The sequence below is a fragment of the Vibrio sp. TAP-3B genome (assembly GCF_057784735.1).
This window is the reverse complement of record NZ_CM173495.1, coordinates 2,386,495-2,398,030: the sequence shown is the minus strand read 5'-3', so window position 1 is coordinate 2,398,030 and position 11,536 is coordinate 2,386,495. Positions and strand designations below refer to the sequence as shown.

At 46.8% G+C, this 11,536-nt stretch carries 11 protein-coding genes; 6 read left to right on the top strand and 5 right to left on the bottom strand.

What is annotated here, in order from left to right:
* Positions 1-87: 87 nt before the first annotated feature.
* Both AC3D28_RS11300 and AC3D28_RS11295 read left to right on the top strand, forming a co-directional pair.
* A complete protein-coding gene (locus tag AC3D28_RS11300; RefSeq protein ID WP_488534797.1) occupies positions 88-522 on the top strand; it encodes a GreA/GreB family elongation factor in 435 nt (144 codons plus the stop codon).
* Positions 523-1,038: 516 nt separating this feature from the next.
* The gene (locus tag AC3D28_RS11295) at positions 1,039-1,476 is read left to right on the top strand and encodes an Hsp20 family protein (RefSeq protein WP_098417069.1); all 438 of its coding nucleotides are present in this window, start codon (positions 1,039-1,041) and stop codon (positions 1,474-1,476) included.
* A gap of 84 nt (positions 1,477-1,560) precedes the next feature.
* Here AC3D28_RS11295 and AC3D28_RS11290 read toward each other — a convergent pair whose 3' ends face one another.
* From AC3D28_RS11290 to glyQ, 4 genes are all read right to left on the bottom strand, one after another.
* Positions 1,561-2,814, bottom strand: coding sequence for a valine--pyruvate transaminase (locus AC3D28_RS11290; protein ID WP_488534796.1), 1,254 nt, complete (start codon positions 2,812-2,814; stop codon positions 1,561-1,563).
* Between the two features lie 228 nt (positions 2,815-3,042).
* Entirely contained in the window at positions 3,043-5,127 is a 2,085-nt protein-coding gene (locus tag AC3D28_RS11285; RefSeq protein ID WP_488534795.1) for an alpha-amylase, read from the bottom strand.
* Between the two features lie 219 nt (positions 5,128-5,346).
* Entirely contained in the window at positions 5,347-7,413 is a 2,067-nt protein-coding gene (gene glyS, locus AC3D28_RS11280) for a glycine--tRNA ligase subunit beta (protein ID WP_488534794.1), read from the bottom strand.
* 13 nt (positions 7,414-7,426) lie between these two features.
* Positions 7,427-8,344: a glycine--tRNA ligase subunit alpha gene (gene glyQ, locus AC3D28_RS11275; RefSeq protein WP_098417076.1), complete on the bottom strand. Its 918-nt coding sequence runs from the start codon at positions 8,342-8,344 to the stop codon at positions 7,427-7,429.
* A 487-nt stretch (positions 8,345-8,831) separates the two neighbouring features.
* Here glyQ and AC3D28_RS11270 point away from each other — a divergent pair, with 487 nt between their 5' ends.
* Both AC3D28_RS11270 and AC3D28_RS11265 read left to right on the top strand, forming a co-directional pair.
* A complete protein-coding gene (locus AC3D28_RS11270; protein WP_488534793.1) occupies positions 8,832-9,386 on the top strand; it encodes a TMEM165/GDT1 family protein in 555 nt (184 codons plus the stop codon).
* 161 nt (positions 9,387-9,547) lie between these two features.
* Entirely contained in the window at positions 9,548-9,808 is a 261-nt protein-coding gene (locus tag AC3D28_RS11265; protein ID WP_005378878.1) for a hypothetical protein, read from the top strand.
* A 42-nt stretch (positions 9,809-9,850) separates the two neighbouring features.
* On the opposite strand, the gene tusA is transcribed toward AC3D28_RS11265, so the two are convergent.
* A complete protein-coding gene (gene tusA / locus AC3D28_RS11260) occupies positions 9,851-10,099 on the bottom strand; it encodes a sulfurtransferase TusA (protein WP_098417080.1) in 249 nt (82 codons plus the stop codon).
* Between the two features lie 132 nt (positions 10,100-10,231).
* On the opposite strand from tusA, the gene AC3D28_RS11255 reads away from it, so the two are divergent.
* Both AC3D28_RS11255 and AC3D28_RS11250 read left to right on the top strand, forming a co-directional pair.
* The gene (locus tag AC3D28_RS11255; protein ID WP_098417081.1) at positions 10,232-10,414 is read left to right on the top strand and encodes a hypothetical protein; all 183 of its coding nucleotides are present in this window, start codon (positions 10,232-10,234) and stop codon (positions 10,412-10,414) included.
* 164 nt (positions 10,415-10,578) lie between these two features.
* Positions 10,579-11,523, top strand: a complete 945-nt coding sequence (locus tag AC3D28_RS11250; protein WP_488534792.1) for a LysR family transcriptional regulator — start codon at positions 10,579-10,581, stop codon at positions 11,521-11,523.
* Positions 11,524-11,536: the final 13 nt, after the last annotated feature.

Sequence of the window (11,536 nt, the reverse complement as noted above, 5' to 3'; positions counted from 1 at the left end):
ACTTTCCTGAATTAAGCCGGAGGTGGCGCACTTCCGGTCCAATGCACTGAATTATCTGTAAGACAAGGCATTAAGAAGGAAATAATCATGTTTGAACGCTGGTTCTCAGTGTGCTGCTTGGCGCTGAGAACGTGGTGGTTAACCAGTCGCTTTTTTACTTACCAGTCACCATTGAGATTATTGTTGCTATTTGAAGCTTACGAACGACAAGCGAGGTGCCGCAATTTAGCCCGCATTGCCGTCGGCGATATGGTTCGTTTCATGGATATTGAGCGTTCGTATCAATATCGGATGACGTTGGTTGACTCTCGCAAAAGCGAGCCTTTAATGGGCATGCTTGCGGTTGATTCCTACTTGGGAGCAAACTTATTAGGGCGAGCTCAGAATGACAGGTTCGAAATAGAGATTTTTAACCAGCGACGCTGCTTTGTAATTACTGAAATTGTGCATCAATCACAGCCACCAGCTCAACAACTGCTGTGTAGCTGTATGTTGTGTCAGTCTATAGAGGTGAAGTCATGAGTAAAAAAGACAAGAAACAACCGCAGTTAAGTCTTAAAGAAAAGCGTAAGTTAAAACAGGAAAAAGCGGGAGAAAAAAGCATCGTAAAAGCACGTAAATCATCGCGTAAGTAGAGCACGGATTGAGCCCACCAGATAGGTGGGCTTTTTCACTCAAGGTCGTAACATGCGGGTTAGCTTCGCTTGTTAGCGAGCATAATAAATGCGTTTAAAATTTTTATTTTTCCCCTTGAAAGTCATTTTTGACGACCTTATATCTAGTTGTGAAGAGGATGACTGGCTTGCTAAGAAATTAGAAGACTGGCCTCTGAAATCGCTAAAACCCGATTGCTCCAAAGAGGATATGGTGTTTTAGCACACAACTTAAACCTTTAGATTTCTTATTATGTCTCCGAGCCAAACGAAGGCCTGCAGAATAATAAGGATCTCTTAGCTCGGCGTTGGTTTTTGCATCAACACGCCAGTTGGATGAACGTCATCTGAGCTAAGACTATTGCTTAATTAAGAGGATAGATTTATGCGTAATGTAGATTTCTCACCACTATACCGTAATGCCATTGGTTTTGACCGTCTGCTTAATCTGATGGAAGCCAACACAGCGAAAAATGCATCTGGCGGTTACCCTCCATACAACATTGAACAACAGGACGATCACAACTACCGTATTACTATGGCCGTTGCAGGGTTCTCTGAAGACCAACTCGACCTGACTCAAAACGAAAACATGTTGATTGTGAGAGGGGAGCGTAAAGCGGAAGAAGGTAAAAACTACGTTTACCAAGGCATTGCCGAGCGCGACTTCGAACGCAAGTTCCAACTAGCGGATTACGTTAAAGTGACCGGCGCTTCGATGGAAAATGGGCTACTGCACATTGATTTGGTTCGTGAAATTCCAGAAGCAATGCAACCACGTAAAATTGCTATCGGCAGCAATAGCTTGCTAGAAAATAACTAATCAGCGAGTGACTGCCCTATAGAGTGAGAAAGAGCGCCAGTTGGCGCTCTTTTTAATTGGAGTCGTCGAAGCGATTATTGCGTATTACAGACCTTGTTGGTAAGCCTTTTCCACTTCTTCCGCGATGATCGCAATGCCTTTCTGCATCATTTCATCGTCTTGCACGTAGTTCATGCGCAAGCATTGATGAGCATGCTCCCACTCGTCTTGCTGACCAATAAAGAAGTATTCACCTGGAACAATCAATACCCCACGCGCTTTCAAGCGTTGGTACAACGCCATTGTCGTAATTGGCAGCTCATCAAACCATAACCACAAGAAGATAGCGCCTTCCGGTTTGTGGATGCGGAATCGCTCATCGGTAATGGCTTGTTGCAGCAATTCAACCGCGCGTTGCGACTTCTGCTTGTAGAACGGCTTAATCACCTCTGAACTCAGTTTAAGCAGATCGCCTTTACCGATGATGTGGTTTGCCAGTGCCGGGCCGAGACTGCCCGGTGCTAAGCTGATGATGCCATTCATATTCGTCAAGGCTTGAGTGATCTCCTCGCTTGCAATCACAATCCCGCAACGCACCCCCGGTAAGCCAAGCTTAGATAGGCTCATGCACAAGATGGTGTTTTCATTCCAGAACGGTTCGACATCTTCAAAGATGATGTTCGGGAACGGCAAGCCGTAGGCGTTATCGATGATTAGTGGGATGTTGTTTTCACGTGCGAGTTTGTCCAGTTTACGCACTTCTTCGTCGGTCAGTACGTTACCCGTTGGGTTGGTTGGGCGAGATGCACAGATGGCCGCAACAGAGTCATCGACTTTTAGCTGCTCAAAATCGACGTGGTATTTAAACAGGCCATTGTCGAGTAGCTCGATTTCAGGGTGGTACGAAACAAAAATGTCTTCATCGATGCCCGCGTCCCCATAACCGATGTATTCAGGTGCGATCGGCAGAAGGACTTTCTTGTGTGAACCGTCTGGCTGCTTCCCTGCCAGTAAGTTGAACAAGTAGAAGAACCCGCTTTGGCTGCCGTTGGTTAGGCTGATGTTCTTCTCTGAAATGTTCCAACCGTAGGTTTCACGAAATAATTGCGCGAGCGCTTTTACAAATGCATCTTTACCTTGCGGGCCATCATAGTTGGCGAGAGCAGCAACGAGTTCGCCACTGGCGAGCATTTCTTCACTGGTTTGGTGAAAGTAGTCGAGCATGGCAGGAATGGCGGCGGGGTTACCTCCACCGAGCATAATGGCACCTGGTGTGCGGAGACCATCATTCAAATCGTCCATTAACTGCGTAATACCTGAATACTGATTAAATTTTTCACCAAACTTTGAAAACTGCATGCGTACTTATACCTAATTCATAGTGATTGCTTTATGTATTTTGAATACTGACGAAATATCAGCTCATAGAGTAATACTTGACCTTACCCTAATGTTATTACGACGCAAAGTGTGAATTTACTCGAACAAGGAAAAAGTTTGTTATCAGGGTTGGTGAGGGAAGCTTGCACAGAAAGAGGTGATGAAAAAGGGAAGCGCGTTGCTTCCCTTACTGGTGGAGTGAATCGGCTATTCGCCCGTGTAGACGATCAGCACTTTATCGTCTTGGTATTGACGCTCGAATGCGTAATACCCTTCTTGATGGCGTGTGATGTGCTTACCTTGTGCAACAGCAGGATGGCGTTGACGAAACTCGCCCAGTTTTTGCCAGTGTTGCAGCAAGCCTTCGCGTTCACCATGAATCTTATCCCATGGCATATCAGAGCGAGTACCTTGGTGAGCATCTGAGCCTGTAATGCCAAAATCACGGGCGATCTCATCGCCGTAATAGATTTGCACCGCACCCGGTGCCAGCATTAACGCATTGGCGGCACGTGCTTGGTCATCAAAGCTGCGGCTGCGTGCTGACCAAAACAGCTGTGTATCGTGTGAAGACAGGTAGCTCAACACGTTGAACTCCGGATCCGAGTTAATACGTTCTGCGTAGCGGTGGTAATCACTATCAAGTTGAGCAAAGCATTTCAGCGCTTTTGGTGCGACGTCGGATTGGAATTCAAAGTTGATGATCGAATCAAACCCATTATCAAAATATGGACTCTTCACCACGCTGTGCGCCCACACTTCACCCGTCATCCAGAATGGCAAGTTATCTAACGCTTTGTCAGGGTGGTTTTGCTTCCATTGTGCCAGTGCTTGAGTGGTGCTGGCTTTGAGTTCTTCCCACGCCTGCATTTCGACGTGTTTGGCGGTGTCGACGCGGAAGCCATCAATGCCGTAATCCCGTACCCAATCCGATAGCCAGGTAATCAGATGCTCACGTGGGGTTTTCAACGCATCTTGCGCATTGGTGTCTTTATTGTGGAAGAAGTTAGGCAACCCCGTTTTTTGCGTCGATTCGGTTTTGAGATCGGGTAGGTAGTTCAAAGACATGTTGATGTCGTTGTATCCCGGCGCATCGTAATCGCCAATGTCGGTGCGAATCCAATCTTTGCCCCACCATTTATTCCACGCTTCGTCATCACCGTATTTGATGTAGTCGTTAAAGCTGTGCCAGCTTTGACCGGATTTTGGCTGCCAATCAGTCCATTTCTCACCAAGGATTTCTTTAGCTTCTTGGTCATCAAGGTAAAGCTGACCAAATCCAAATTCCTGCATGTCGGCCAATGTCGCATAGCCAGTATGGTTCATGACCACATCCCAGATCACGCGGATGCCTTTCTTGTGCGCGGTATCGATGAAGGTTCTGAGTTCCTCTTCGGTACCCATGTTGGCATCGAGCTTGGTCCAATCTTGATGGTAATAGCCGTGATAACCGTAATGTTTAAAGTCGCCTTTATCACCACCGCCAACCCAGCCATGGATTTGCTCAAGCGGCGAGGTGAGCCAAATGGCATTCACGCCAAGTGATTCGATGTAATCGAGCTTTTTCGTCAGACCGGCTAAGTCACCACCGTGGAAGGTGCCGATTTCGTGCTTGCCGTCTTTGCTGCGACCGTAGCTGTTGTCGTTATCTGGATTGCCATTGTAGAAACGGTCGGTCATGACGAAGTACACCGTTGCGTTATCCCAATTGAAAGGTTTCTCGGCTTGCTGTTCAACCTCTTCTAGCAACAACAGACCTTGGCTCATCGGGCCTGGCTGCATGGTTACGCTGCCATTGGCGACGGTGGCTTCTTGTCCGGTGAGCGCATCACGAACGACCGTGTCATCATTAAAGGTTTGGGCAACGTTGATGGTTTTTGGCGTATCGGTTGCGATAGGGCAAGAGTAGGTAATGTCTTGGTTCTGTTTGGGCTTGAGTTTTACCGTCAGCTCGTTAGTGTCTGGATTAAGCGTAAATTGGTAGATGTTGGCTTTGAAGATGCGCAGCGGTATTTTGGCATCGGTGGCGCAGTTATCCATTTTTAACGGACGATTGAATTTGATGCGATCTTCTTCTGCCAAAGCAAAGCTGCTGCCACAGGTTTGGTTGCTGTCGGCAATGGTAAAGGTGTAGCTGCCTTTTTCTAGTTTTTGCTCGGCGACAAGTAAGCCGTCAGCGTTTGGTTCGAAGACGGCGGTATTGTCTCCTACACTTAATGCGATGGCATTTTCTGGAATCTGGTTGCAGGCACTCAGTAGTCCGATAGAGAGTGCGATAACTGTTTTTTTCATTGTGTCCTTCCCCCGAATAAACAGTCCTGTTATAGCAAAACTGTGCCTCTACAATCCGAGCTCTACAGCAACAAGTTAAACGCGTTTCACCCTACAATTTTTTGCCTTGTTCACAAAATGAATAATAAGAACCAGTTATCTCCATTTGAAGGCAACAAAAAAGGGAAGCCGATGCTTCCCTTTTACTTATCTCTTAATGACTTCTGAATCAGTAATGAATTACTTTTGAAGAACAGAGATGTCTGCGATCTGTAGGAACAGGTTACGTAAGTTGTTTAGTAGTGTCAGGCGGTTCTTCTTAAGCGCTTCGTCGTCTGTCATTACCATTACGTTATCAAAGAACGCATCCACTGGCTCACGGAGGTCCGCTAGCTTGCTTAGGGCTTCTTGGTAGTTACCGGTTGCAAATGCAGGCTCTAGCGCTTCAGTCATGACTTCAACGCTTTCTGCTAGTGCTTTTTCTGCGTCTTCTTGTAGCAAGGCGAGGTCAATCTCTTCTGCAAGCTCGCCGTCGAATTTCGCGAGGATGTTACCGACACGTTTGTTCGCAGCTGCTAGAGACTCTGCCGCTTCCAGTTCACGGAAGTGAGAAACCGCTTTAACACGTTGGTCGAAGTCTGTTGGTTTCGTTGGGCGACGCGCTAGAACCGCTTGAATGATGTCGACGCTGAAGCCTTCGTCTTGGTACCAAGCACGGAAACGACCAAGCATGAATTCAATTACGTCTTGCTCAACGTTGTCGTTGGTTAGACGGTCACCGAACAGTGATTTTGCTTTCGCTACTAGGTCAACGAGATCTAAGTTGTAGCCGTATTCAACGATGATACGTAGTACACCTAACGATGCGCGGCGTAGTGCGAATGGGTCGCTGCCTTTTGGCGCTTGACCAATACCGAAGATACCGACGATAGTGTCCAGCTTGTCAGCCATTGCAACTGCGGTTGACACGCCGTTAGATGGCAGTTCATCGCCTGCGAAACGAGGCATGTATTGCTCGTTCAGTGCGACTGCAACTTCTTCTGCTTCACCGTCGTGGCGAGCGTAGTGCATACCCATGACACCTTGAGTATCGGTAAATTCGAATACCATCGAGGTCATGAGGTCACATTTTGCTAGTAGACCAGCACGCTTTGATTTCTCAACGTCAGCACCGATTTGCTCTGCAATGTAGCCAGCAAGCTCGGTGATGCGGTCGGTTTTGTCTTTGATCGTCCCTAGTTGCTTTTGGAAGATCGCTTGCTCTAGTTCTGGCAGACGGTCGATAAGCGGACGCTTACGGTCTGTGTTGAAGAAGAATTCGGCATCAGCAAGACGAGGACGAACTACTTTCTCATTACCTTCGATTACGTAACGAGGCTCTTTCGACTCGATGTTTGAAACGAAGATAAAGTTCGGAAGCAGTTTGTTGTTCTCGTCATAGACTGGGAAGTACTTTTGGTCACCTTTCATGGTGTAAACCAACGCTTCAGAAGGCACTGTTAGGAACTCTTCTTCGAACTTCGCGGTGAGTACCACGGGCCATTCCACCAGAGAGGTGACTTCTTCTACTAGATCATCTTCTAGGTCAGCGACACCGCCAACTTCTGCTGCCGCTTTTTGTGCGTCTGCGAGGATGATGGCTTTACGCGCTTCGTAATCGGCCATGACTTTACCGCGCTCTTCTAGGATCGCAGGGTACTGCTCAGCAGAATCAATAGTGAACTCTTGTTCACCCATGAAGCGGTGACCACGGATAGTACGGCTTGATGCAACACCAAGGATCTCGCCTTCGATGAGATCGCTGCCCATTAGCATGGTGAGGGTCTTAACTGGACGGATAAATTGTGTGGTTTTGTTACCCCAGCGCATTGGTTTTGCGATAGGTAGATTTGCTAGGGCTTTCGCTGCAAGTTCAACGACGATCTCAGTTGTTGGCTTACCTTTCACTTCTTGTTTGAACAGTAGCCATTCGCCTTTGTCGGTTACCATGCGCTCTGCTTGATCAACCGTGATGCCACAACCGCGTGCCCAGCCTTGAGCCGCTTTTGTTGGGTTGCCTTCCGCGTCAAATGCTGCAGAAACCGCAGGACCACGTTTTTCAACGATTTTGTCTGATTGGCTTTCTGCTAGTGCTGTTACTTTTAGCGCCAGACGACGAGGTGCCGCGAACCATTTTATCCCTTCGTGCGTCAGATCTGCGCCTTTTAGTTCTGATTCGAAGTTTGCTGCGAATGCTTCAGCTAGAGTACGAAGTTGCGTTGGTGGTAGCTCTTCGGTACCTAGCTCGATTAGAAATTCTTTTGCCATGTTACTCTACCTCTTACGCTTGTTCTTTCTTACACATTGGGAAGCCAAGCGCTTCACGTGATGCGTAGTATGCTTCTGCAACTGCTTTGGTTAGGTTGCGGATACGAAGGATGTAACGTTGGCGCTCGGTAACCGAGATCGCTTTGCGCGCATCAAGGATGTTGAATGCGTGACCCGCTTTTAGAATGCGCTCATAAGCAGGAAGCGGCAGTGGCTTCTCAAGCTCAAGCAGTTCTTTACACTCTTTCTCGCACTGATCGAAGAAAGTGAATAGAAAATCTACGTCAGCGTGTTCGAAGTTGTAAGTCGATTGCTCCACTTCGTTTTGGTGGAAGATATCACCGTAAGTAACGTTCGATCCGTCAGGCGCCACGTTCCAGACTAAGTCGTATACCGAGTCTACTTCTTGGATGTACATGGCTAGACGTTCGATACCGTAAGTGATTTCACCAGTAACGGGTTTACATTCAAGGCCGCCAACTTGTTGGAAGTAAGTGAACTGAGTCACTTCCATGCCGTTGAGCCAAACTTCCCAGCCTAGACCCCATGCACCGAGTGTTGGGTTTTCCCAGTTGTCTTCTACGAAACGGATGTCGTGAACCAGTGGGTCAATACCAAGAACTTCAAGGGAGCCAAGGTACAACTCTTGAATATTGTCTGGCGATGGTTTTAGCGCTACTTGGAATTGGTAGTAGTGCTGAAGACGGTTAGGGTTTTCACCGTAACGGCCATCAGTTGGACGACGTGAAGGTTGTACATAAGCTGTCGACATTGGCTCTGGGCCAAGCGCTCGTAGACAGGTCATTGGGTGAGAGGTACCCGCACCCACTTCCATGTCGAGTGGTTGAACTATGGTGCAACCATTTTGAGCCCAATAATCCTGCAGCGCGAGGATCATTCCCTGGAAGGTTTTGATATCGTATTTTTGCATAAGTCAGGTTCGCGCGATTCTCTTGTTACTCGTTAATCTGTCCTTTATATAGCGAGTTTTTCAACGCTAATGAAAGGTGATAAAGAGTAATTTTGGTTGAATAAATTAACAATCTAGTATACCGAGATATTGAGCATGGGAGTAGAGCAAATCTTGATTAATTCGTGGGCATCTTTCCCCTTTAATCGAAATTTAATGGCTTATTTGTCTAAATTTTCTTAAAAGGGAGTTTTCATATGTATTGACGCTTGAGATGCCCATCAAAGGTGGCTAGAATTGCGCCCGTCTTTGGGGAGTAGCTTACCCGGTGAAGTTTCTGTTTCATCTGGTTCGTTCGTCAACATAATTGGTGCAAAATCACCATGGCGTTCGAGACTTGAAGCCTTTCAAGTTTAGCAAGACCTTAGACAAATCATCACGAACCGGGGTAGGGGCGTGAGGTTTGTCTTTGGTTCAATATCATAATCCCTGCCCCAATGAGCATGTCGTGAGCGTTTTAGCTATTTCAATTACTACTGTAGCGTTAGCAGAAATTGGCGATAAGACCCAATTGCTATCTCTATTACTCGCCAGCCGTTACCGCAAACCAATCCCAATTATTGCCGCCATCTTTTTGGCAACCATTGCCAACCACGCTTTGGCGGCATGGTTAGGCGTGGTTGTCGCTGACTATTTATCACCGGATATTTTAAAGTGGGTGCTGGTGGTCAGCTTTGTCGCCATGGCGGCTTGGGTACTGATTCCTGATAAGTTGGATGATGACGAGCCGATCTCCAATCGCGGTCCGTTTATTGCCAGCTTTATTGCTTTCTTTGTGGCTGAGATTGGCGACAAGACACAAATTGCGACCTCTATCCTAGGCGCACAATACGCGGATGCGCTGAGTTGGGTGATTTTGGGAACCACCATCGGAATGTTACTGGCCAATGTACCTGTGGTGCTGATTGGTAAACTGTCTGCGGATAAGTTGCCTTTAGCTCTAATCCGTAAGGTGACCGCGTTCCTGTTTATTGCACTAGCGATTGGCGCAGCATTGGTCTAATTTTTCACTTTATAAAATGGTGCGAATTATCAATAACTAGTGGAGCAGTGCGTCGCTTGAAACTCTGAGCGAAAATCGTTCCGTTACGTGACGGATGATATATTAGTGTCATACTTGTCATGGTAGTTTAATGATGTGAATGATAGCGAGAGGGCAAGTTTATGCTTACACGTTACATGGGGATGTCCCCAAAGAGTCAGAGTTATTTATTCACTTTTGGTTTAGCGCTGTGCTTATTAGCCATGGTATTAACCGATATGTGGTTACCGATTGTGGCAGGATCGTTCGTTCTTACAGGATTAACCGTCGAGGCGTGGATTCGCGTTGCTCACATCATCCCGATGCATGAAGAGATGCGGGCAATGAAAAAACAACTCAACAAGCTTCAATCGGAAGTTCGCACACTCGAATACGATGAATAAACAAACGGCAGCCTATTGGCTGCCGTTTTTAATTCGACCCAGTTATACCAATCCTTTCTTGATCAGGTACTGATACGGAACTTGTTCCGTTTGTGCCGCCATTAATTGGTGATCCATAAAACGGCAGAAACTCGGAATGTCTCGAGTGGTGGATGGGTCGTCGGCTTTGACCAGCAAAGTCTCACCATCTTGCATGTTGCGAATTGTCTTCCTGACCATCATCACTGGCTCCGGGCAGCGCAGTCCTTCCGCCTCTAATGTCTTTGTCGCCAGTTCAGGATTAAAGCTCATAGTGTGATTCTCGTAACTAACTTAGCGGTGAATTCTACGTTCGTTGAAAAAATATTCAATAACCTCTTGGCAAAGTGAATTTTTTGTTTTACCTTAAATTAACAAGTTGGTAACAAATGACAAGGGAGGACAATGGTGACTGCGTTAGACAGACTTACGATTTACTCTGTGCTGTGTTTTCTCTCGTTTTGTGCATTGGTCTTTAAGACGTCAGCTGACACCTCATTGATGCCTTTAATCGGTATGATGGCCACTATTACTGGGATTTGGATTGAGATGCACAAATGGTCAGGTGGATCAGAGCAAGAAAATTAGCGCTTCTTGCCTCAATCACAACACGTTCATACCGCTCACCTATTTCTTACGACACTTCATTCCGACACTATCCCCATTTTTCTTGGGCTTCCCCGCTGAAAGGCGGGATTTTTTTTGCTCGAAGAGTACAATTTACTCAAACCTTAAAGAGTCAGTAGCAAATCGTGGAACTAGAAGACATCTACCGCCGAGATCTGAATTTATTAGTCGCATTGCGAGTATTGATTGAAGAGAGCAGTGTCAGTAAAGCGGCAACACGTTTAAATTTAAGCCAATCAGCGATGAGTCGAGTGCTTGGCCGCTTGCGTGATTTGTTGGGCGACCCGTTGTTTACTCGCCAGGGTCAGCATTTGATTCCAACTCAAAAAGCCTTGGAAATCGATCGTTTATTGGGTGAGCCTTTAGAGTCGCTGCGCCAGTTATTATCGCCGATTGAATTCGACCCGCAGCAATGTGAGCAGACATTCAAGATCGCGACCACAGATTATGCGATGCAAGCGATTTTACCTTTTGCCTTGCCGCGTATTTATCAGGAAGCTCCCCATGTATCATTTAATTTCTTGCCGCTACAGCACGATCGATTAGCCGATCAACTGACCTATGAAGGGGCGGACTTAGCGATTTGTCGCCCAACCCACCCTATAGCGCCGTTACGAAGTGAGATCTTAGGTCGAGTTAGTGTGTTGTGTTTGTTATCCAAACAACATCCGTTGGCGGGTAAAGAGATGAATTTGAATGACTATTTAAACCATCCTCATGCGATGATCGCGATCAGTGATGGTGTGAGCACCCTCATTGAACAAGCTTTGGTCGATCAACCTCCGCGTAAAATGGTGTTGCGTGCGTATCATTTGGAAGCTGCGCTGGCGATTGTCGATACGTTACCCATCATTATTACTGTGCCTGCTGACTTAGCCTATTTAGTCGCTGAGCGTTATGACTTGGTGGTGAAGCCACTGCCATTCCAATTTACCCCTTTTGAGTATTCGATGATCTGGCATGCGCGCTGCGAACACTCTCCCGCTCAAGAGTGGTTAAGAACCATTGTACGTGAAGAATGTAGCCGCTTGATTGCTAAGCGTATTGAAGACATGGGACTGAACCGCTAACAAAAAGAGCCAG

Coding starts and splice junctions, on each gene's coding strand:
- AC3D28_RS11285 (WP_488534795.1), bottom strand. CDS start 5,127: ATGAAAAAAACAGTTATCGCACTCTCTATCGGACTACTGAGTGCCTGC.
- glyS (WP_488534794.1), bottom strand. CDS start 7,413: ATGGCAAAAGAATTTCTAATCGAGCTAGGTACCGAAGAGCTACCACCA.
- AC3D28_RS11290 (WP_488534796.1), bottom strand. CDS start 2,814: ATGCAGTTTTCAAAGTTTGGTGAAAAATTTAATCAGTATTCAGGTATT.
- AC3D28_RS11300 (WP_488534797.1), top strand. CDS start 88: ATGTTTGAACGCTGGTTCTCAGTGTGCTGCTTGGCGCTGAGAACGTGG.
- AC3D28_RS11255 (WP_098417081.1), top strand. CDS start 10,232: ATGGTGACTGCGTTAGACAGACTTACGATTTACTCTGTGCTGTGTTTT.
- tusA (WP_098417080.1), bottom strand. CDS start 10,099: ATGAGCTTTAATCCTGAACTGGCGACAAAGACATTAGAGGCGGAAGGA.
- AC3D28_RS11265 (WP_005378878.1), top strand. CDS start 9,548: ATGCTTACACGTTACATGGGGATGTCCCCAAAGAGTCAGAGTTATTTA.
- glyQ (WP_098417076.1), bottom strand. CDS start 8,344: ATGCAAAAATACGATATCAAAACCTTCCAGGGAATGATCCTCGCGCTG.
- AC3D28_RS11295 (WP_098417069.1), top strand. CDS start 1,039: ATGCGTAATGTAGATTTCTCACCACTATACCGTAATGCCATTGGTTTT.